Source organism: Nocardia huaxiensis (assembly GCF_013744875.1).
Taxonomy (GTDB): domain Bacteria; phylum Actinomycetota; class Actinomycetes; order Mycobacteriales; family Mycobacteriaceae; genus Nocardia; species Nocardia huaxiensis.
In genome coordinates, this window is record NZ_CP059399.1 from 7,454,099 (window position 1) to 7,475,171 (window position 21,073).

At 68.2% G+C, this 21,073-nt stretch carries 20 protein-coding genes and 2 pseudogenes; 11 read left to right on the forward strand and 11 right to left on the reverse strand.

Features of this window, described 5'->3' with window-relative positions; genetic code table 11:
* Nucleotides 1-86: 86 nt before the first annotated feature.
* Nucleotides 87-782: an RsiV family protein gene (locus H0264_RS34125; RefSeq protein WP_181581350.1), complete on the reverse strand. Its 696-nt coding sequence runs from the start codon at nt 780-782 to the stop codon at nt 87-89.
* Between the two features lie 195 nt (nt 783-977).
* Between H0264_RS34125 and H0264_RS34130 the strand changes: the two are divergent.
* The 4 genes and pseudogenes from H0264_RS34130 to H0264_RS34145 form a co-directional block, all read left to right on the forward strand.
* Nucleotides 978-1,649 (forward strand): annotated as a pseudogene (locus H0264_RS34130) (hypothetical protein); the annotation flags it as partial.
* Between the two features lie 5 nt (nt 1,650-1,654).
* Nucleotides 1,655-2,710: a hypothetical protein gene (locus tag H0264_RS34135; RefSeq protein ID WP_181581352.1), complete on the forward strand. Its 1,056-nt coding sequence runs from the start codon at nt 1,655-1,657 to the stop codon at nt 2,708-2,710.
* Nucleotides 2,707-3,555: a hypothetical protein gene (locus tag H0264_RS34140; RefSeq protein WP_420832012.1), complete on the forward strand. Its 849-nt coding sequence runs from the start codon at nt 2,707-2,709 to the stop codon at nt 3,553-3,555. Before H0264_RS34135 ends, H0264_RS34140 begins: the two co-directional genes overlap by 4 nt.
* A gap of 90 nt (nt 3,556-3,645) precedes the next feature.
* Nucleotides 3,646-4,593, forward strand: a complete 948-nt coding sequence (locus H0264_RS34145; protein ID WP_181581353.1) for a hypothetical protein — start codon at nt 3,646-3,648, stop codon at nt 4,591-4,593.
* Nucleotide 4,594: 1 nt separating this feature from the next.
* Here H0264_RS34145 and H0264_RS34150 read toward each other — a convergent pair whose 3' ends face one another.
* The 4 genes from H0264_RS34150 to H0264_RS34165 form a co-directional block, all read right to left on the reverse strand.
* Nucleotides 4,595-5,287 (reverse strand): RsiV family protein, encoded by a 693-nt coding sequence (locus H0264_RS34150; RefSeq protein WP_181581354.1) that lies wholly within the window; start codon nt 5,285-5,287, stop codon nt 4,595-4,597.
* 86 nt (nt 5,288-5,373) lie between these two features.
* Entirely contained in the window at nt 5,374-6,867 is a 1,494-nt protein-coding gene (locus H0264_RS34155) for a vWA domain-containing protein (RefSeq protein ID WP_181581355.1), read from the reverse strand.
* Between the two features lie 4 nt (nt 6,868-6,871).
* Nucleotides 6,872-7,756: an AAA family ATPase gene (locus H0264_RS34160; RefSeq protein ID WP_231084461.1), complete on the reverse strand. Its 885-nt coding sequence runs from the start codon at nt 7,754-7,756 to the stop codon at nt 6,872-6,874.
* A gap of 123 nt (nt 7,757-7,879) precedes the next feature.
* On the reverse strand, nt 7,880-9,148 hold the full coding sequence (locus tag H0264_RS34165) for a glutamate-5-semialdehyde dehydrogenase (protein WP_181581356.1): 1,269 nt from the start codon (nt 9,146-9,148) through the stop codon (nt 7,880-7,882).
* 128 nt (nt 9,149-9,276) lie between these two features.
* Here H0264_RS34165 and H0264_RS34170 point away from each other — a divergent pair, with 128 nt between their 5' ends.
* Complete coding sequence (locus H0264_RS34170) at nt 9,277-10,794, forward strand: MFS transporter (RefSeq protein ID WP_181581357.1); 1,518 nt, start codon at nt 9,277-9,279, stop codon at nt 10,792-10,794.
* A 49-nt stretch (nt 10,795-10,843) separates the two neighbouring features.
* On the opposite strand, the gene H0264_RS34175 is transcribed toward H0264_RS34170, so the two are convergent.
* Nucleotides 10,844-11,284 carry an SgcJ/EcaC family oxidoreductase gene (locus H0264_RS34175; protein ID WP_181581358.1) on the reverse strand — a complete coding sequence of 147 codons (441 nt, stop codon included), beginning with the start codon at nt 11,282-11,284 and terminating at the stop codon, nt 10,844-10,846.
* Between the two features lie 96 nt (nt 11,285-11,380).
* On the opposite strand from H0264_RS34175, the gene H0264_RS34180 reads away from it, so the two are divergent.
* From H0264_RS34180 to H0264_RS34195, 4 genes are all read left to right on the forward strand, one after another.
* Nucleotides 11,381-11,839 carry a MarR family winged helix-turn-helix transcriptional regulator gene (locus tag H0264_RS34180; RefSeq protein WP_181581359.1) on the forward strand — a complete coding sequence of 153 codons (459 nt, stop codon included), beginning with the start codon at nt 11,381-11,383 and terminating at the stop codon, nt 11,837-11,839.
* A 106-nt stretch (nt 11,840-11,945) separates the two neighbouring features.
* Nucleotides 11,946-12,494, forward strand: coding sequence for a YceI family protein (locus H0264_RS34185; protein ID WP_181581360.1), 549 nt, complete (start codon nt 11,946-11,948; stop codon nt 12,492-12,494).
* A 41-nt stretch (nt 12,495-12,535) separates the two neighbouring features.
* Nucleotides 12,536-12,895, forward strand: a complete 360-nt coding sequence (locus H0264_RS34190; protein WP_181581361.1) for a GNAT family N-acetyltransferase — start codon at nt 12,536-12,538, stop codon at nt 12,893-12,895.
* Between the two features lie 93 nt (nt 12,896-12,988).
* Nucleotides 12,989-13,864, forward strand: a complete 876-nt coding sequence (locus H0264_RS34195) for a ribokinase (protein ID WP_181581362.1) — start codon at nt 12,989-12,991, stop codon at nt 13,862-13,864.
* 46 nt (nt 13,865-13,910) lie between these two features.
* Here H0264_RS34195 and H0264_RS34200 read toward each other — a convergent pair whose 3' ends face one another.
* Complete coding sequence (locus H0264_RS34200) at nt 13,911-14,492, reverse strand: TetR/AcrR family transcriptional regulator (RefSeq protein ID WP_181581363.1); 582 nt, start codon at nt 14,490-14,492, stop codon at nt 13,911-13,913.
* A 118-nt stretch (nt 14,493-14,610) separates the two neighbouring features.
* Between H0264_RS34200 and H0264_RS39260 the strand changes: the two are divergent.
* Nucleotides 14,611-15,579: pseudogene (locus tag H0264_RS39260) on the forward strand (NADH:flavin oxidoreductase/NADH oxidase family protein); the annotation flags it as partial.
* A 357-nt stretch (nt 15,580-15,936) separates the two neighbouring features.
* Nucleotides 15,937-16,335 carry a nitroreductase family deazaflavin-dependent oxidoreductase gene (locus tag H0264_RS39265; protein ID WP_338040164.1) on the forward strand — a complete coding sequence of 133 codons (399 nt, stop codon included), beginning with the start codon at nt 15,937-15,939 and terminating at the stop codon, nt 16,333-16,335.
* Between the two features lie 289 nt (nt 16,336-16,624).
* Here H0264_RS39265 and H0264_RS34210 read toward each other — a convergent pair whose 3' ends face one another.
* The 4 genes from H0264_RS34210 to H0264_RS34225 all read right to left on the reverse strand — a co-directional run bounded on the left by H0264_RS34210 (nt 16,625) and on the right by H0264_RS34225 (nt 20,994).
* Entirely contained in the window at nt 16,625-17,656 is a 1,032-nt protein-coding gene (locus H0264_RS34210; RefSeq protein ID WP_181581365.1) for a zinc-binding dehydrogenase, read from the reverse strand.
* 1 nt (nt 17,657) lies between these two features.
* The gene (locus tag H0264_RS34215) at nt 17,658-18,869 is read right to left on the reverse strand and encodes an LLM class flavin-dependent oxidoreductase (protein WP_244976032.1); all 1,212 of its coding nucleotides are present in this window, start codon (nt 18,867-18,869) and stop codon (nt 17,658-17,660) included.
* 121 nt (nt 18,870-18,990) lie between these two features.
* Nucleotides 18,991-19,869: a VOC family protein gene (locus tag H0264_RS34220; protein WP_181581366.1), complete on the reverse strand. Its 879-nt coding sequence runs from the start codon at nt 19,867-19,869 to the stop codon at nt 18,991-18,993.
* Nucleotides 19,870-19,887: 18 nt separating this feature from the next.
* Entirely contained in the window at nt 19,888-20,994 is a 1,107-nt protein-coding gene (locus H0264_RS34225; protein WP_181581367.1) for a ferredoxin--NADP reductase, read from the reverse strand.
* Between the last annotated feature and the right edge of the window lie 79 nt (nt 20,995-21,073).

The window sequence follows — 21,073 nt, forward strand, 5'->3', positions numbered from 1 at the left end:
CTTACCGGGGGCAATCCGGGACGCGACGCAGCGGATCGGACACTCTCCCGCGGTGTCCGATCCGCTGCGTCGGATGGTTCCGGCGATCAGGCCCCGACCACGTCCTTCATCTCGGGGTTCAGCACCGAGCCGAAGTTTTTCCAAGCCAGGGTGAGCACGACATTGCCCGCGGCGTGCGAGGCGACCTCACCGAGGTAGAGGCGGATGCCGTCGTCGGAGACCGCCCACTTGTCGAAGTTGACCGCGTCGGCGGAGACGGCGTCACGGCTGTAGCCGTCGGCCCCGAACATCCAGGTCAGCTCCTCGTTCGCGTGCGAGGACAGCAGCTGCAACGCGCCGTCGAGATCGGAGAACAGCGTGGAGAGCGTAATCGCTTCGCCGGTCAGGGTATTGGTGTTGTGGGTGGCGAACTCCTCCCACGGATGCGCGGCCTGCTGCTGGAAGACCGAGACGCCGATCTTGCCGCTGAGCACGTGATGGCCGAGGTAGAGGTAGTTGACAGAGGTGTTGACGGTGTAGCCGTCGCCCGCGTAGCCGATGAAGGCCTCGGCGTACCCGTTCATGGCGGCATTGAAGTCCTGGCGGGCCCAGTAGTACGCGCCGTCGACACCGTCGATGCCGACATTGGGTACCTGCACCTTGTAGTCGGCGCCCTCCAGTGTGTACGTGGTCTCGTAGAACTCACCCGGTGCGGGCGTGGCGTGGGCGATCACCCGGCCGGCGCTCACGGCGAGCACGGCCAGCAGGGCGGCGATCAGGTAGTGGGCTGCTTTTCGCGTCATGCCACCACGGTGCGGGTGTGCTCCAACGCGCCACTAATGACGGACTAACGGCGATTTCCCGGTGACCGCCATTTTCGAGGATTGCATTCAGTGTGACCGCAACCCGCGACTTTCTCCCGGACTCGAGTTGCCATATGTGTGCTGCCCGACCAGTTGGAGTCCATCAGCATCACATTCACCTCAGAGGAACCCGCCATGGGACGTCATTCGAATCGAATCGCCGCGGCCGTCGCCGCGCTTGCTCTCAGCGCACTGGCCGCGCCGCTCGCGCGGGCCGAACCCGCGCCACTCACCGGGCTTTTCGCGCTCGCACCGGGTGTCTGCGCCAATGGCGCGGTGACCGGAAGTTTCTTCCGGATGATTCTGCCCACCGGCGATGCGAGCGGGCCGTATCTGCAGAACAGCGATTCGCAGTGCAGTGATCAGACGGTCACACCGCTGGCGGCGGGCAGCGATGGCGGGCTGATCAGCGGGAGCTATCAGCCGCAGCCGGACGCGGCCTTCGACGGCGCGGGCAATGCGCGGTCGGGGCGGGTGACCACGCCGGTGCGGTTCTACGGCGTGGATTTCGCGACGGCCACCAATCCCACCGATCCGCAAACGAGTGCGGGCACCGGGCTGCCGCAATTGTTCAGTGACGGTGGAGTTCTGACCGGGGATCTGAGCAGTCTCGGCGTGACGTGGAACAACCAGGTATTCAATCAAGGGTCGCCGAAACCGGGCGGCGGCTTGCCGGGCAAAACCAGCCCGATTCGCGGAACCATCGATGGGGCGGGCAATTTCGTCATCGAATGGACGAGCCAGATCGTGGGTGGGCCGTTCAACAACTTCACCGGGCTGTGGCATTTGGCGGGTCAGTATCGAGGCGGGCGATGACCACCGTGTCCTCGCTGCCGGCCTACGGGGACTTTGTCTCGCAGGTCGAGCAGGAGTCGGTGCGGGCGGGGCGGCGCTGGCCGTTCGCGGTGCTGACGGTGATCGGCGTGTTGCTGGTGGCGGCTCCGCTGGTGACGGGAATGTTCCCGCGAGCGATCAAGGGCGAGGCCATGATCGACGCGTTCCAGCCGTATGTGAGCGCGCAGAGCATCGCGGGATATCGGGATGATCTGCGGGTGCTCGACGATGCGCGGGCCAATGTGCTTGCTTTGCAGGCCAATTCGCAGCAGCCGGGGCGTTTCGAGCGGGTCGAGACATTCGTACGGGACTATCCGGGGATTCGCAGCGACCTGACCGGGATGCTCGATTCGATCGACGGCAATCGGGAGAGTTTCGGGAAGCTGTCGAGCACAACATCTTTCGGATCACTGCCGTGGCTGCTCGCGCTCGCGGGACTGCTGTTGATCACCGCCGGGCTGTTCGGATACCGGGCGGCGGGTGACAGCGAGCGCGGGACAATCTGGTACAGCCTGGCCGTGCTCGCCGCGCTCGGGCTGCTGGCGGTGCCGCTCACCGGCGGGTTGTTCCGGGCCGCGCCTGCGGCACAACCGGTCATCGACAGTTTCCGGCCGATCCTCACCCACCAGAAAGTTCGGGAGATACAGGGCTATTTCGTCATCCTGGTGGCCGCCGACGGCGAACTGAACAGCCGCTACGTCGCTGCGGTGCGTGAAACGCACCCCGACGCCGACCTGACCGGCATCACCGCGCTGGAAACGAGCTGGCAGCCCATGACCGCGCGGTTCGCCGCACTGGTGGGCGTGCTCAACGACAATATTCGCAACTTCGATGCCGTTGTGGCGCTGAATAATTCGACGAAGCCGCTGGGGTTCACCGCCTTTCACGGCCTCGGCTGGGGCTTTCTGATTCCGGGCGTCGCAGTCCTCGGCGTAGCACTGGCGGGTCTGTGGCGGCGGCCGGCCGACTCCAGCGCGCGGATCCCGCGAACCGATTCCGGCGCAGCTCATTCCACTGAAGGTGATCCGACGTGAGCGTCCTGACACAGCGCGCGCAGACGCGTGCGCTGGCGACGGTGGCCGCCACCGCCGCCCTCCTCACCACCCTGCTGGCCGGTTGCGGCGGTGATTCCGAACCGGCGTCGACCGGACCGGAACAGCTCACCGGGCTACTGCGCTTCACTCCCGGTGCGGTGAGCGGAGATTCGGTGTCCGGCACGTGGTTCCGCATGGTGCAGCCGGGCGGCACCCCGGAGAACGGCCCGTACATGCCCAATGGCGACTCCCCTGCCCAGGGCGGCTCCACCACCCTGCTGGAACCGGGCACCGCGGGCGGTCTGCGCATCGGCGGATATCAAAGCGAGCCCAACCCCGGTTTCGCCCACGGTGATTCGCTCGCGGCCTCGATCACCAAGCCCACCAGGTTCTTCGCCGTCGAGTTCGGCATCTCGACCAACCCGACCGACCCGCAAACCCAGCGCGCCGTGCCCCCACCCACGGTGACCAACGACAACGGCAAGCTCACCGCCGACCTCTCCTCCTGGGCCGCCTCCTGGAACGACCAGGAATTCAACCAGGGCGCACCCAAACCACCCGAGAAGGCCGGTGCACAGGTGGCGGGCGCCGAACAGTTCCAGCGCGTCTACGACTGGGTCGCCAACCGCTGGTTCGACCAACCCAAAGCCGATGCCGCCCAAGGCCCCTCCGCCACCGGCACTTACAACCCCGAAACCCGCGCCTTCACCCTGCAATGGACCAGCCTGATCGTCGGCGGCCCCTTCAACGGCTTCACCGGCGTCTGGCACCTCGAAGGCGTCCTCGAACCCGACACCGCGCCGACGGCCCCGCCTTCCGCCGCAGCCACACCGGCGGCGAAATGACGCAACTCGGCCACCGGATCACCACACCGGCGCATCGACCGGTTCCACCAGCCCCTCGTGGGCTGTCCAGCTACTTCCGCAGGAGTCCCCATGACCACCACCGCTAGGACCAGGCGACCGTCCTTGGTCATTGCCTTCCGCGCCATTGCCGCGCTCACAGTGGTCGGCAGCGCCGCCGCCGTCACCACCTTGGCGCTGCGCTCCGACGATCCAGCAGCTGTCGAATCGAGCACCGCCGCAGCACTATCCACGGCCCTGGTGGCTGCCGAGACGCCACCCGCAACGGCCGGCGCCGGGACCGAATCCGGCGCGGACGCCTCGGTTGCCCCGGGCGCAGCAGTGCCGGGCGCGACCGTTCCGGGCCAGGGTGCGCCCATTGCGGGAGCTGTTCCGGCGGGCGCACCGGCCCCTGATGCCGCTGTGCCACTGGGTGGCCCGAATGCATCGGTTCCGCTGGGTCAGAGCACTTCTCCGGCCACAGAGACCGCCTTGGGAGAGGGCACGGGGCTCAACGGGTCGGTACCGTTGGGGGCGGCGAGTCCGTTCGCGACGACCACCGTGAACACTCAGCCCGCGTGCCCGCTGGGGTGGCCCGCGCCGAAGCAGCAGGGTGGGTTGGCGTCGCTGATCGGGTTGGCTCCGCTGGCGGGGCCGTTCTCGTCGGAGGCGTTCGCGCTGGGGGCGGTGTATCAGCCGGTGCTGCAACTGGCCGGGCCGGTGCTGGCGGAGATCGCGCCGCTGATCACGCGGAATCAGCCGTTGATCGATCCGATCATCGCTCGGGTGCAGGCGGTGGAAGCTGTTGTGCTGGAGGCGATTCTGCCGTACTACGGTCCGTATCGCGGTCAGCTCATCGCTGCCGAGGGGGATTTCGCGAAGGCGCTGGCTCCGGTGTTGAACAGCGTCTACAACAGCGAGGCCGCTTCCTGCTTCGTGGCCTGGCAGGGGCAGATCATCGATCAGGCGAAGGGTGGGCGGATCACGGTGGCGTCGCTGGCGCATCCGGGCACGGTGGTGGAGCTCGGGCCGCAGGAGTGAGTCAGGCCCCGATCACCTCGGCCATGGCGGGGTTGAAGACGTCGTGGAATACGTTCCACGGCAACGTGATCATCACATTGCCGGCGGCGTGGGAGGCGATGTCTCCGAAGTAGATGCGCATGCCGTCCACCGCCACGGCCCAATTGTGGAAGTTGGCGTAGCGAGGTTCTGCCGCGGTCCGGTCGTAGCCGTCGACGCCGTAGGTCGAATCCAGCAGGGCCTGCGAGTGATACGACAGCGCCTGCAACCCGCTGTCCAGATCGGTGAACAGGTCCAGTAGTGAGATCGGTTCGCCGGTCACGGTATTGGTGTTGTGGGTGGCGTAGTCCTCGAAGCCCTCGACCACGCCCTCCTGATAGACGTTGACGCCGATCTTGCCGCTCAGTACGTGGTCGCCCAGGTACAGGTAGTTGGCGGCGGGCATGAGGGACACGTGCTCGCCCACGTAGGTGGCGATGAACCGGTCGGCGTGCCCGTCCATATTGTTGTCGAAGTCCTTGCGGGCGTTGTGGAGCGGCCCGTCCACGCCGTCGATGCCGACATTGGGCACCTCGACGAGATAGTTGGTGCCCTGCTTCGTATAGGACGTGTTGTAGAACTCGCCCGGCGCGGCATGGGCGATGACCCGGCCCGCGCACACGGCGAACACGACCATCAGCGCGGCGAGCAGATAGTGGACGGCTTCTCGCGTCATGTGTCCACGATGCGGGTGCGCGCCAATGCCTCGCTAATGGCCGACCAATGGTCCAGCCAACGGGCGGTGCGGATTTCGCGTCGTCCTCAGATGGGTAGCAGGCGGCCCACCACGGCGGTCAGCTGGCGGGCGGACCGGCATTCGTGCATCTCGATGATCTCGGCGTACTTCTTGGCGGCGGAATCGCCGGTGCCCCACATCTTCTCGGCTTCCGGGTTGAGCCAGTAGGCGTGTTTGGCGGTGCCGACGAGCTGGTGCAGGGTGGCCAGGGCCGGGTCGCGGTAGTTGGTGCGCGCGTCGCCGAGGATGAGCAGGGAGGTACGGCTGGTGACGGCGTCGGCGAAGTTCTCGGCGAAACCTTCGATGGCGGAACCGTAGTCGGAGTGGCCTTCGAGGCCGACGACCTGGGTTTCGGTGAAGATGCGCTTGGTCACCTGGTCGAGCGGCGTGGTGGCGTCGAAGAGGTGGGTGACCTCGTCCACACGGTCCACGAAGGCGAAAATCCGCACCCGCGAGAACTGTTCGCGCAGCGCGTTCACCAGCACCATGGTGAAGCTGGAGAATCCGGCCACCGAGCCCGAGATATCGCACAGCAGAACGAGATCCGGACGGCCCGGGCGCGGCTTGCGGGTTTCCAGGTGGATGGGCACGCCGCCGGTGGACATGGATTTGCGCAGGGTCTTGCGCAGGTCGATCTCCCCGCGCCGGCCGCGGCGGCGGCGAGCGGCCAAGCGGGAGGCCAGCACTCGCGCCAGTCGCTGGCTGCTGCGCCGCAGCTCGTCGAGTTCGTTCTGGGAGATGCGCAGGAAGTCGGCGTCCTCGGCCTGCCGCGCCACGCCGTAGGTGGCGACGCGTTCGCGTCCGATGCGTTCGGCGACGCGGCGGCGGGTTTCGGCTTCCACGGTGCCGCGGAATTCCTTGATGCGTTCCCGGGCGGAACGCCGGAAGACCTCGGTGTCGAAGTCGGAGGTGTCCATGCCCTGCGAGAGCCCGGCGAGGATCTTGCTCACCAGAATCTCCGGCTGCACATCCTTGAGCGTCTGGTACGCCGAGAACGACGGCCCGCCCGCGGCCTGATACTGGCCCATCTGCTCAACCATCTGCGCGGCGAGAGCCTGCAACTGCTGCGCCTGCTCCGGCGACGGCTCCTGCACGAGCAGGTCGGCCAGCAGCTGCCGCAGCTGGATGATGTCCACGGAACCGTCTGGGCGGTGCGGGATTTCGATCTCGTCGGCCCCGAGCCGTTCACCCAGCGCGGCCGGGAACCACAGGTCGAACATGCCGTCGAAGGTCTTGCGCTGGGTGGTGCGGCGCAGCAGCGCACACGCCAGGCCCTCGCGCACGGCTTCGCGGTCCATCAGGTCGAGAACGGTGAGAACCTGTCCGGCGTCCACGGTTTCGGACGGCCCGACCGGAATTCCCCTGGCGCGCAAGGCTTCCACGAAGCCGACCAGATGCCCGGACAGTCCGTGCTCAGCAGTCGGCCCCGGTGTCACCGCGGGTTTGGCGGGTGTGCCGCCCGAGACCGCCCGCACGGCGGCCGACACCAGCCCGCGGGGTGTATTCGGTACCCCGGCCATGACGTCAGGCCAGCTTCAGCTCGGACAGCGCGCGCTGATGGTCGGCCTGATGCTTGAGCACCACGCCGAGCGTCGCCCGCACGGTCTTGTCGTCGACGTCCTTGGCGCCCAGGGCCAGCAGGGTGCGCGCCCAGTCGATGGTCTCGGCCACCGACGGCAGTTTCTTGAGCTGCATGCCGCGCAGCACGTGCACGATCCGCACCAGCTGGGCGGCCACGGCCGGCTTGAGCTCCGGGACCCGGCTGGCCAGGATGCGGCGCTCGAGTTCCTCGTCGGGGAAGTCGATGTGCAGGTAGAGGCAGCGGCGCTTGAGCGCCTCGGACAGTTCGCGGGTGGCGTTGGAGGTGAGCACCACGAACGGTTTGCGGGTGGCGGTGATGGTGCCCAGTTCCGGCACGGTGACGCTGAAGTCGCTGAGCACCTCGAGCAGCAGGCCCTCGATCTCGACGTCGGCCTTGTCGGTCTCGTCGATGAGCAGGACCGTGGGCTCGGTGCGCCGGATGGCGGTCAGCAGCGGGCGCGAGAGCAGGAATTCCTCGGTGAAGACGTCGGCTTTGGTTTCGGCCCAATCGTTCTCGGAGGAGGCTTGGATGCGCAGGATCTGCTTGGCGTGGTTCCACTCGTACAGCGCGCGGGCCTCGTCGACGCCCTCGTAGCACTGCAACCGCACCAGTTCCGCGCCCGCGACCTGCGCGACGGCCTTGGACAGCTCGGTCTTGCCGACACCGGCCGGGCCCTCGATGAGCAGTGGCTTGCCGAGCCGGTCGGCGAGGAAAACCGAAGTGGCGGTGGCCTTGTCGGCCAGATAGCCGGTGCCGGCGAGGCGCTCGATCACATCGTCGACCGACGAGAAGATCGGCTCCTGCGTGGGTGCGGTTGTCGGAGCCACCAGTGCTGTCCTTCCTACCGGGCGGGCCGGTCGCGACCACTGCGCGACCTGCCCGTTCCGTCCTGCTCGTCCGGTGTGTACCGGCTGCCTATTGGCATTCTGCCGGTACCGGGTCCGGGGGTGCTACACGGGCCGGGTCTGGCCGTCGCCCCACACGATCCACTTGGTGGAGGTGAGCTCCGGCAGGCCCATCGGACCGCGGGCGTGCAGCTTCTGCGTGGAGATGCCGATCTCGGCGCCGAAACCGAACTGCTCCCCGTCGGTGAAGGCGGTGGAGGCGTTGACCATGACGGCGGCGGCGTCCACCCGGCCGGTGAATTCGCGCGCGGCCTTCAGGTCACCGGTGACGATGGCCTCGGTGTGCCCGGTGCCCCACTCGTTGATGTGCTCGATCGCGGCATCCAGGTCGTCGACGACCTTGAGTGCGATATCCAGGGACAGGTATTCATCCGCCCAGTCGGCATCGGTCGCGGGCACCAGCCCCGGCAGATCGCCGTGAATGGTGACGCCCTTGGCTTCGAGGGCCTTGATCATCCGCGGCACCGCCGTCTCGGCAATGGCCTTGTCGATCAGCACCGTCTCGGCGGTATTGCACACGCTCGGCCGCCGGGTCTTGGCATTGATCAGGATGCTCTCCGCCATATCGAGATCGGCGTCCTTGTGCACGAACACATGGCAGTTGCCGGTCCCGGTCTCGATGGTCGGCACCGTCGCGTCCCGCACCACCGCATTGATCAGCCCGGCCCCGCCGCGCGGGATCACCACGTCGACGAGCCCGCGCGCCTGGATCAGGTGGGTGACGCTGGACCGGTCCTCGGCGGGCAGCAGCTGCACCGCATCGGCCGGAATCCCTTGCGCGTCAAGAGCTTCCCGCAGCACCCGGACGAGCGCCGCATTGGACCGCGCCGCCGAGGACGACCCGCGCAGCAGCGCCGCGTTCCCCGACTTCAAGGCCAGTCCGAACGCGTCGACTGTCACATTCGGCCGCGCCTCGTACACCATTCCGACCACGCCGAGCGGCACCCGCACCTGACGGATCTCGAGCCCGTTGGGCAGCGTGGACCCGCGCACCACATCACCGACCGGATCCGGCAGCCCGGCGACCTGCCGCAGCCCCGCCGCGATCCCATCGATCCGAGCCTCGGTGAGCCGCAGCCGATCCAGCTGCGCCTCCGCGGTTCCACCCGCCTTGGCGATCTCGATGTCCTCGCCATTGGCGGCCAGAATCGCGTCCTTCGCACCCAGAAGCGCATCCGCGGCGGCGTGCAGTGCGGTGTTCTTCTCCGCAGTGGTCAACTGTGCGAGCGCCCGCGACGCGACCCGGCCCCGGCGCGCCGCCTCGTGCACAACCTCGCGAACGTTGTCCACGTCAGCGGCAGTTCCTGCTGTCATGGCTACAGCCTACTGACCGGCCCCGGCCACCTTCCCGTGCAGCCCGGCCAACCTCGGAGGCCGAGGTTTCGGGGCACGCCGAATGTGGGCGGGGGGCGATGTCGGCGGCGCGGATTACGGTGGGGGGCATGGCCACGGGTATCCGGTTGTCTTCTGGGGTGGGGCGTTGGGTTTTGCTGGCTACCGTCCTGGGGTCGGGGATGGCGATGCTGGACGCGACCGTGGTGAATGTGGCGCTGCCGCGGATCGGGGACGAGTTCGGGGCCTCGATGGCGGGGTTGCAGTGGACGGTCAATGCCTACACGTTGACGTTAGCCGGGTTGATTCTGCTGGGCGGGTCGCTCGGGGATCGGTTCGGGCGACGGCGGGTGTTCGTGGTCGGGGTGGTGTGGTTCGCGGTCGCGTCGGCGTTGTGTGGTGTGGCGCAGGATATTTCGATGCTGATCGCGGCTCGGGCGTTGCAGGGGGTGGGTGGGGCGCTGTTGACGCCGGGATCGCTGGCGATCATTCAGGCTTCGTTCGTGCCGGAGGATCGGGCTCGCGCGGTCGGAGCCTGGTCGGGGCTGGGCGGGGTCGCGGGTGCGATCGGGCCGTTCCTCGGCGGATGGCTGGTGGATTTCGCGGGGTGGCGGTGGGTGTTCCTCTTGAATCTGCCGTTGGCCGCGGTGGTCATCGCGGTGGCGGTGCGGCATGTGCCGGAGACGCGGGATCCCGAGGCCACGGGGAAGTTCGATGTGCTGGGAGCGGTGCTGGCGGCGGCCTGCCTGGCGGGGGTCACCTACGCGTTGACCGAGGCTCCGGAGACGGAGGCGAACATGCCCCTGGTGATCGGCAGCGCGGTGGCGGGAATCGCCGCGGCGATCGCGTTCGTGGTGGTGGAGCGGCGGCGCTCGGCCCCGCAACACAGGCAGCCACGGGCCATGCTGCCGGTGGATGTCTTTGCCTCCAAACAGTTCACGGCGATCAATGTGGTCACCTTCGTCATGTACGGGGCCATGAGTGTGGTGTTCTTCCTGCTGGTGCTGACCTTGCAGGTGGTGGCGGGATTCAGCCCGATCGCGGCGGGAACGGCCATGTTGCCGGTGACGGTGCTGATGCTGTTGTTCTCGGCGCGGGCGGGCGCGCTGGCCCAGCGGATCGGGCCGAAGTGGCCGATCACCGTGGGGGTGCTGCTATCCGCGGCGGGGATGTTGCTGATGACGCGCATCGGGGAGCAGACCTCGTATGTGGGCGTGGTGTTGCCCGCGGCAGTGGTTTTCGGGGCGGGGCTCACGCTCGCTGTCGCGCCATTGACGGCAACGGTCCTGGCTACGGCCGACGAGCGGCACGCCGGAGTCGCGAGCGGGGTCAACAATGCGGTGGCACGCGCCGCGGGTCTGCTTGCGGTGGCGGCGATTCCGCCGCTGGCGGGGCTCACGGGTGCGGCCTACACGAATCCGGGCGATTTCGCGCACGGGTTCCGGATAGCGGTGCTCGTGTGCGTCGTGCTCATGGTCGCGGCCGCGGCGCTGGCCTTCTTCACGGTGCGGGACGACGCGCTGCGCACCGCTCCCCCGGCGGCCGCGCCGCAATGCCGCGTGAACTGCCCGGTTGCCGCTCCCCCGCTGGAACCCTCACCCCCCGGATCCGCCGACGCCCGCGCCTGATTCGCCTCTACCGGCGCGACACGAGCGCTGGTACCACGGGGTGGCGACATCAACGCGCCGCTGGGCGACTGGCGGGCTTGAATGCGAAGCTGATCGCCTCCATCAGCGGCTTGCGCTGTGTCTTCTGCACCGCGGCGATCCGCCATTGCCCGTCGGATTCGCGAATCACGGTGTAGGTGGCCAGTTTTCCAAGCTTCTTCGGCTCCCCCTTACCGACATCACCGCGTGTCAGGACGACGGCGGTATCGGCCCCGTAGCGACGGATCTCCACGATGTCGACGGTGAGCCGCGTGCCCTTCAGGAAGCTGTCGAACAACACCTGGTGAGCGCGGCCGATCTCCTCGCCGCCGTGGTAGACGGTGCCGACGAAGGTGACATCGGTGGCATCGGCGGTGAAGCAGGCGCCATAGGCCGTGCCGTCGCCGCGATTCCAGGCGTCCCGGCTGCGCTCGATGATCGCGCGGATGGCGGTGGTGTCAGTGGTGGTCATGGCGGGAAACCCTTCGTGCTACTCTCTGCTTAGGAGATTTTTCTTCTCAGAAGATTTCTCTTCGTTGACGAAGAGATTAGGAGAAAGGGTCGACTCGTGTCAACACCCGAGGAAGTCGCCGACCTCAGCGCGACCTTCCGCCGCTACCTGAGTTCCGTTGTGCTGCATGCCCAAGCGGGCGCACGCGCCGTCGGCCTCGGCGCGACCGACCTCTACGCGCTGAACATCCTGGAATTGAACGGGGCCATGACGCCGGGCGAACTGGGCGCCCGCACCGGCCTCACCACCGGGCCGACGACCCGGCTCATCGACCGCCTCGAACAGGGCGGGTATGTGCGCCGCGCCTCGGATCCCGGAGATCGCCGCAAGGTCATCGTCGAGCCCGTCGATCAGCCCTACGAGATCGACAAGGCGCTCGCGCCGGCCCGCAAGCGCATCGGCGAGATCATCATGGGCTACTCGCCCGAGCAGCGCGCGGTGCTGGTCGACTACTTCACGCGCGCCGCCGAGGCGTTCGAACTGGCCGCGACCGAGGTCGACGGCCAGATCGAGTAGCCCGGCCCACCCCGGGAATACGTCAGATGATCGACCTGTTGGTTGCCATGTCCACAAACAGTGGTAATTTGGTTTCCGCATCCACCACTCTGACGAGGAGTTCGCAATGACCGCCAGCACCGCCACCAAGCTCACCCCCGGCACCTGGGCCATCGATGCCGTGCACTCGACCCTCGGGTTCTCCGTACGCCACCTGATGGTCAGCAAGATTCGCGGGCGCTTCACCGACTTCTCCGGCAACCTGGTCATCGGCGAGGACGGCGCGGCCAGCGCCACCGCCGAGATCCGCGTCGATTCGGTGAGCACCGACAACCCGCAGCGCGACGCCCACCTGCGCACCGCCGACTTCTTCAATGCGGAGAACTTCCCCGTGGCCACTTTCAAGTCCACCGGCTTCCGCGTGGAGGGCGAGGACTTCAGGGTCGACGGCGAGTTCAGCATCGCGGGCACCAGCCACCCGGTCACCCTGGACGTCGAGTTCCTGGGCGTGAACCCGGGCATGGGCCAGGGTCCGGTCGCCGGCTTCGAGGCCACCACCGTGATCAACCGCCGCGACTTCGGCATCACCATCGACATGCCGCTCGCCGACGGCGGCGCGGTCATCGGCGACAAGATCACCCTTACCCTCGGTATCGAGGTCGTGCAGCAGAGCTGAGCGCACCCACCCCGGATCGAAGCGACCGAAAGCGAGGAGTCATGAGCGAAACCGGCAAGGCCGCAGCGCAATTCGAGACCACCGTGACGCGCGTGACCGAGGCGCGGCCGGAGCACTACGCGATCACCTTCGACGGCGAACGCGCCGGGCTCACCGCCTACGTGGATCAGGGCCCGGATCGCATCTTCTTCCACACCGAGGTGGACGACCGGTTCGCCGGACACGGGCTGGGCTCGACCCTGATCCGGGCCGCGCTGGAGGACACCCGGGCGGCAGGGCTGCGCATCGTGCCCATCTGCCCGTTCGTGGCGGCATATGTGAAGAAGCATCACGACTTCGACGACCTGCTCGATCCGATCAGCCCGGCGGCCATCGCCGCCGTCGAAGCCCTGCAGGGCTGACTATCACCGACCCACTCACGCCGCGGCCGAGCACTCAGCTCCGCCGCGGCGAGTCGTAGGTGGGGGCGCGACGGGACGGCTAGCGTTCCGGGCATGGCGCGAATCGTGGTGGTGGGCAGCATCAATATGGATCTGGTGACCACGGTGGGGCGGCGGCCCGCACCCGGGGAGACGGTCAGCGGCGAGGATTTCGCGCTGGTGCCCGGCGGGAAGGGGTCGAATCAGGCCATTGCCGCACGACGGGCCGGGGCCGAGGTGGACTTCATCGGGGCGGTCGGCGACGACGTGTTCGCCGGGGAGCTGCGGCGGGTGCTGGCCGACGCGGGCGTGGGGGTGACGCGGCTGCGACAGGTGAAGGGGCCGAGCGGGATCGCCGCCATCGTGGTGGACGGGGCGGGCGAGAACACCATAATCGTTGTGGGCGGGGCGAATTCACGCATGACAGCCCTGGCCGCGGCTGATCTGGCGCTCATTGCCGAGGCGGATGTGCTGCTGTGCCAGTTGGAGATTCCGGTGCCGGCCGTCCTCGCGGCCATGCGGCACGCCCGGGATCATGAGACCACGGTGGTGCTCAATCCCTCTCCCGTACAGGACCTTCCGGCCGAGGTGTGGGCGGCGGCCGATATCGCGGTGGTCAACGAGGGCGAGTCGGCGAGTATCGGCGCGGCGCTGGACGCGGTTCCGCACGTGATCACCACCCTCGGCGCGGCGGGCGCGACCTATCGGGGCCCGGACGGAATCAGCCTCTCCCATCCGGGAATTCGGGTCGAGGTCGTCGACACCACGGGTGCCGGTGACACGTTCACCGGCACGCTGGCGGCGCACTGGCACGCGGGCCCCGCGACGGCGCTCGCCTGGGCCTGCGCGGCAGGTGCGCTGGCCACCACGAAACTCGGCGCCAGCGCGTCGATCCCGAACCTGCACGAGATCGAACGCGCCCTCGCCGACGCCGAGCGGGACCTGAGGTGAGCCGGCTCTCGGGCGATGCCGCCATGAGGTCCCACTCGGCGCGGCGCTAGACGACGGCGGGCGACTTCTTGCCGGTGTGGACGGCGACCAGATCGGAGATCTGTTTGCCCGTGCGTTCCAGGGGCGCGGTGGTGCGGGTGGCCAGGGATATGACGACCGCGCCCTCCACCGCCGCGATAATGGTGGTGGCCAGGGATTTCGCGGTCTCGGGCTCGACGTTCTCGGCGCGCAGGCGTTCGGCGAGGATGTCTTCCCATTCGGTGAAGATCTCGCCCGCGGCGTCGGCGGCCTCCTGGGACTCGGAGCGGCCGAGGGCGGCGGCGACGACCGGGCAGCCGGCGGTGAAGTCGCTGGAGACGAGCACTTCCTTCCACATGGCCGGGAAGGCGGCGATGATGGTGGCCAGGTCCGTGCCCGCGGTCGCCGTGCGCAGCAGCGCGCTGATGGTATTGCCCGCGGTGCGGGTGGCCTCGGCGACGAGTTCGGATTTGCCGCCGGGGAAGTTGAGGTAGACCGATCGGCGGGAGATGCCGCTGTGCTCGAGCAGCTGGGCGATGCCGGTGCCGGCGATGCCTTTGCAGCGCATGAGTGCGATGGCGCTGTCGATGAGCCGGTCGCGGGCTCCCATGACACTCTCCTTCCTTGCAGTACACCGATCGGTGTACTACCGTTTCGCATATACCGATTGGTCTACCCCCGAGTGTAGCCCGTCGCCAGACCTCTTCACCGATGAATCGAGGCCCAGCATGCCGACCCTGCACGATCCCCTGCCGCTGGCAAGCGGCCAGGTGCTGCCGAACCGGATCATGAAATCGGCCCTGAGCGAGGGCCTCGGCACCGCCGGCAACGCCCCGGACGAGCGGCTCGTGCGGCTGTACTCGCGCTGGAGCGAAGGCGGGTACGGGCTCATCGTCACCGGCAATGTGATGGTCGACCGCCGCCACTGCGGCGAGCCCGGCAATGTGGCCATGGAGGACGAGCGGGATCTGGACGCGCTCACCCGCTGGGCCAAGGCCGCCAAGGACGGCGGGGCCAAGGTCTGGGTGCAGTTGAATCACCCTGGGCGGCAGGCCAATCCGATCGTGACCCGGAACCGCGCGGTGGGCCCGTCCGCGATCGCCCTGGGCATCCCCGGCATTCCCGCGCCGCGCGCACTCACCGAGGACGAGATCCTCGACATCATCGCGCGCTTCGGCGCCGCCGCCCGGGTGGCCGAGGCCGCCGGATTCGACGGCGTGCAGATTCACGGCGCGCACGGATATCTGGTGTCGCAGTTCCTGTCCCCGCTGTCGAATCAGCGCACCGACGCCTGGGGCGGCGACGCCGAACGGCGCAGGCGGTTCGTGCTCGAGGTGGCGCGCAGCATTCGCGCGGCGGTGCGCCCCGGGTTCGGGCTGGGCATCAAGCTCAACTCCGCGGACTTCCAGCGCGGCGGGTTCACCGAGGACGAGTCGCGGGTGGTCATCGAGATGCTCTCCGCCGAGCAGGTGGATCTCATCGAAATCAGCGGCGGCAGTTACGAATCGCCCGCCATGATGGGGCGTCCGAGCCAGGCGTCGGCGAGCACGAGGGCGCGGGAGGCGTACTTCCTCGACTACGCCGAACGGGCCCGGCAGGCCGCGGGCGCCGTGCCGATCGCCGTGACCGGCGGATTCCGTTCGCACGCCGCCATGTCCGAGGCCGTCTCGACCGGCACCTGCGATCTGGTCGGCCTGGGCCGCCCGGCCGCCGTGATCCCCACCGCCGCAGCCGATCTGCTCACCGAGCGCACGGATGTACTGCGCCCGCCGGCGATTTCGCTCAACCTGCCGCCGCGGTTGAAGACCAACGGCAATCTGAAGGCATTCGACGGCGCGCTCGATCTGCAATGGCACACCGATCAACTGCACCTGCTGGGTGCGGGCAAGGAACCGGATCCGGACCGCTCACCGTGGCGCACCGCGACAACCATGCTGCGGCACCACGGTTTCGAGGCCTTCCGCAGCAAGCGCGGCGGAACCTCGAAGGCGGCGAACTCCACCGCGGCGAAGTCCGACGACAAGGCCGCCGCCAAGTTCCGGCGGGAACGCGCCATGGGCCGCTACCTCGCGAATCCGGCCGTGCGCGGCCTCGGCGCGCTCGGCATCCGCACCACGCTGGCCACCGAGATCGAGACCATCGGCCGCAAAACCGGTGAGCCGCGCCGGGTTCCGGTGTCGGTGCTGTTCGACGAGGGCGGCGCGTGGGTGATCTGCCAGCACGGCACCCGCTCCGGCTGGGGCGTGAACCTCACCGCGAATCCGCGCATTCGGGTCCGTCAGGGTGATCGGTGGCGGACCGGCACCGCGACCTTCCTGCCCGACGACGATGTGGCGGCCCGCGCCCGCACCTTCGCGCCGATCCCGCTGCTGGCCCCGTTCATGCCGCGCGCGTTCGCGGCGCTCGGGACCGCGCCCGTCACCGTGCGAATCATCTTCGACGACAAGAAATAAGAGCCCGCACACGGGGCGAGCGGTCAGCGGCGACGGGCAGGTAAGAGTGGCCCGCCGACCGCCGCGACGACCGCCACGGACCGGAACCTGCCTCCGCCGGTCGCCCCATTCCCGCGTCCCGGGCACGCCCATGCGATCCCAGTCGACATCCGGATCGCCTCGGCCCTGGGACGGCACGTGATCGACGGCCGGCCGGAATGTCGCCGTCCGGCCGTCGATCGCGTTGCGGCGCTCTACCGCCTCGAGGCACATCTCGCAGGCCGGGATCCGCGCAGGCCGGGCCCGAGCCTCACAGGTCGGGCCGGACCAGGATCTGGATGTGATCGTCGGGATTTCGCAGCGCGTCGATCGCGCCCGCGACACCCTCCAAGCCCACCTCGTCGGTGATGAGCGAGGCCGCATCGACGGTGCCCTCCGCGATGCGATGCAGGGTTTTCGCGTACTCCTCGTGCGGATAGACCATGCACATCTGCAGCGAAATGTCCTTGTAGATACCGACTATCGGGCGGATGACGTCATCGGTCATGACCGCGCCGATCTGCAGGATCGCCGTTTCGCGGGGCACCTTGTACATGAGGTCGTTGAGCAGGCCCGGGACCGAAGCACACACCCAGACATGCAGTTTCTGGCCGGGCGAGGCGAGCTCCTGCCAAACCTCCACCGGGTCTTCGGCATTCGGATCGACGACCCGGTGCGCGCCCAGCCGCAAGGCCGCCGCACGCCGCAGTTTCGACGGATCCGATGCCACGATCGGTGCGACACCACGTTCGGCCAGGGCGGCCACCGCACCCAATCCGACCGGGCCGCAACCGATCACGATGCCGGTGCCCTCCGGCCCGATGCCCGTGCGCGCGACATTGCCGAAGCCGACCGCCAGGGGTTCGGTCATGGCCGCCACCTGCGGGGGCACCTGATCCGGGATGGGCTCCAAGGCCATGGCCTGCAACACCATGCGTTCGCCGTAGCCGCCCGGGAAGTCGTTCGAATACCCGATGCCGTGGATGCCGCCCGCGCTGTCGAGCGCCCACGGCAGGGCGACCACATTCTGGCCTTCCACGAACGCGGTGTCCGGCCCCGCGCCGATCACCCGGGCAGCGAGCTCGTGCCCCATGACCATGTCGCGGTGCGGGTCGAACATGAAGGTCGGGATGCCGCTGTCGCGGGAGGCCTGGAGGAATTCGTCGGTGTAGTCCAGGGCCTGCTTGTCGGAGCCGCAGATGCCGCAGGCGATGGTTTCCACCAGCACCTGGCCGGGCCCGGGTACGGGTTCGGGAACCTCGTCGACCACGAGCTTCCGATTGCGCATGACTACCGCGCGCATGTCACTTCCCTTCCGAGTCGGGCGTCAGTGCGGTCTGCAGGGCCTGGGCGTGCCGTTCGAAGGCGGCTTCGACGCCCGCGCGCATGCCGGACATGAGGCGTTCGCTGTTCGCATTGGCCCAGTCCAGGGAGGCGATGCGAGCGCGGTTGGCGCCGGTGAAATGCGGAATCACGTGTTCGGCGAAGAGTTTCGCGGAACGCCGGGTGGCGTCCCAGTCCGCCACATTGAGCGCCAGCACCAGGAAGGTGCCGAAGCCGCCGGACTGTGCGGCCAGGGCTTCGATGGTGGCGATGGCGTCGTCGGGCGTGCCGATGGTGGCGCGGCCGAAGGCGGGGAAGCCGGGGCCCACCCACTGTTCGACGGCCTCGGCGGCGGTGTCGCCCCACGGGACGTCCATGCCGCTGAGGCGCTTGATGTAGTCGACGAGATGCCCTACGCCCCATTCGGCTTCGCGGCGGGCCTGCTCGCGGGTTTCGGCGATGTGCATGGGCGCGACGAGCCGCCACTTGGCGCGATCGACGGGGAAACCGTTGTCGCCCATGGTCTTCTCGTAGATCTTCCAGTTGGGCAGCAGGGCGTCGTAGCCGCTCGGGTCCGAGGCCGCCAGGGACAGCAGGCCCGCACCGTGGCGTCCGGCCAGCACCGCACCGGAGGGCGAAATCGTGGACGCCACAGCCATTTCCAGGCCGTCCTGCTGGTAGGGCAGCAGTTGCAGCCGGGCCTCGTCGAGCTCGAACCAGTCCGTCTTGGCCGTCACCTGTTCGCCGCGGAACAGCTGCGTCAGCACGTCCATGGACTCGTGCATCATGTCGCGCTGGCGCGGCTGCGGCACACCCATCATGGAGGCGTCCGAGGCCAGCTGTCCCGGGCCGATGCCCATCATGACCCGGCCCTTGGTGAGGTGGTCGAGCAGGCAGATGCGGTCGGCCAGCATCATGGGCTGGTGGTAGGGCAGCGAATTCACGCCCGTGCCCAACCGGATCCGGTTCGTCCGCTGTGCCGCGGCGGCCAGGAACACCTCGGGGCTCGAGATGATTTCCATTCCGGCGGAGTGATGTTCGCCGACCCAGGCTTCGGCGAAGCCGAGTTCGTCGGCCAGCTCCACGAGTTGCAGATCGCGCTGGATCTGCAGGGTGGGATTGCCGGTGAGCGGATGGTACGGCGCGATGAAGAAGCCGAACCGGGTCGGTCCGGAAGCGATGGGCTGATTCACTTTTCGACGCTCCTTTGCGGAATATTCAGTTGTGCTCCGAGCGACAGGGCGTAGTCCGCCGGGGGCTGCGGCGGACTACGCCCGGGACCCGCCAGGGGTGAGAGACGGCGGGGAGTTCAGATCAGCCGCGGGCCCACTCGTGACCCCAGTAGCTGTCGGCGGTCATCTCCTCGGCGACGTAGCCGTCGCCGACCAGCATGCCCTCGCAACCGAATTCGAGATCCCAGCCGCCGGGGGTGCGGACGTAGAACGAGATCATCTTGTCGTTGGTGTGGCGGCCGAGCGTGGAGGACAGGTGGTAGCCGGCCTTGTTGACGCGGTCCAGGGCACGGCCCACATCATCGAGGGCGTCCACCTCGACCATGATGTGCACGATGCCGGGCCCGTCCGGGCGGGAGCCGGGAATGAGCGCGAGGCTGTGGTGGCGGGGGTTCACGCCCATGAAGCGGATCCAGATCGGATGCTCGGGCGGGCCGACGCGGAAGGAGCCGCGCGAGGCGAAACCCAGGACCTCGGTGTAGAAGCGGCGGGCTTCCTCGATGTCGCGGACCGGGAGCACCACGTGGCCGAGGCCGAGATCGCCGGTGACGAAACGGTTTCCGAACTTGCCGACCACGGGGGTGTGGTCGAGCAGCGGGCCGTGGAAGACCTCGATGGTGAAGCCGGACGGGTCGACGAAGCTGATGGCCTCCTCGACGTGCCGGTTGGCGGTGTCTGCCGGAGACAGTGCTGTGACGCCGATTCCGGCCTTCTCCAGGGTTTCGCGGACCAGTTCGAGGGAGCGGCGGTCGGCGACCTGCCAGCCCACCGCGATGACCTCGTCGCGCTCGCCGGGGACGAGTTCGAGGCGGTAGGTGTGCTCGTCCACGCGCAGGTAGATCGAGTCCTCGTTGGGACCGGAGCCTTCGGCGAAACCGATGGTGTCGAAGGCGAACGTGCGCCAGGCGTCCACATCGGCGATGCGGGCGCGGACGTAGCCGAGCGAGGCGAAGGCGGCCATGATGTAACTCCTCGGATCTCAGTCGTAGGTGACGGTGACGTCGTCGGTCACCGGAATCGCCTGGCAGGCCAGCACATAGCCGTCGGCCAGGTCTTCGTCTTCGAGAACTTCATTGCGGCGCATGGAGACTTCGCCGGAGACGACGCGGCACACGCAGGCGCTGCACGCGCCCTCGCGGCAGGAGTACGGGGCTTCCAGACCCTTGGCCAGCAGCACGTCCAGCAGCACCTGCTGCCGCGGCCAGGTGAACTCGTGGTTCTCGCCGTCGAGTGCGACCTGGACCGTGGCGTTATCGCCCGCTTCGGCGGCGGCCTCGATATCCACTGTGGCGGTGTCGGTCTCGAACGGGTTGCCCGACAGCGATACGAACTTCTCGACGTGCACGCGCTTGCGGTCGGCACCGAGCGAGGCCATGGCCACGCTCACGGCGTCCATGAACGGGCCGGGGCCACACACGAACACTTCGCGTGATGCCCACGGCTTCGCCAGCGCCGCAAGCTGGTCCACGGTGGGCAGACCCTGCACCGACTGCAACCAGTGCAGCACCAGCAGCCGATCCGGATGCGCCGCAGCCAGTTCCGCCAGCTCCTCGGCGAAGATCACCGAGTTCTCGTGCTGATTGGCATAGATCAGCGTGCAACGCCCCGTGCCCTCAGCAAGCACCGACTTCAGAATCGACAGCACCGGCGTGATCCCGCTACCGCCGCCGAACAGCAGCAGATCGGCATCCAGCGAGGACGGCGTGAACAACCCGGCCGGCGGCAACACATCGAGGCTCATCCCCTCGACAGCGTTGTCGCACAACCAGTTCGACCCGTACCCGTCCACGGTCCGCTTGACGGTGATCTTCAACAGCCCGCCCTCGTGCGGCGCACTCGACAGCGAATAACACCGGCTCACCGACCCGGTCAGCTCACTCGGAATCCGCAGCGTCAGAAACTGCCCCGGCTTGTACCCGAACCGCCCCGCATGCCCCGCCTCCGGCTCCAACTCGAGCGACACCGCGTCCTCGGTCTCCCGAACAACGCGCACCACCCGTGCCGAAGCGACGCCCCCGGCCTGCGCGGCCACCGTGGCGTCGGCCTCGAGCTGCGCCGCATCCGGCGCGATGTCTGTCACGGTCATCCGTTCCACCAGTTCCATTCCTGTACTGAAGATTTCGCCGCTCCCGGCCTCCTCCTGGAGGAGGAAAGAGAGCGGGGGC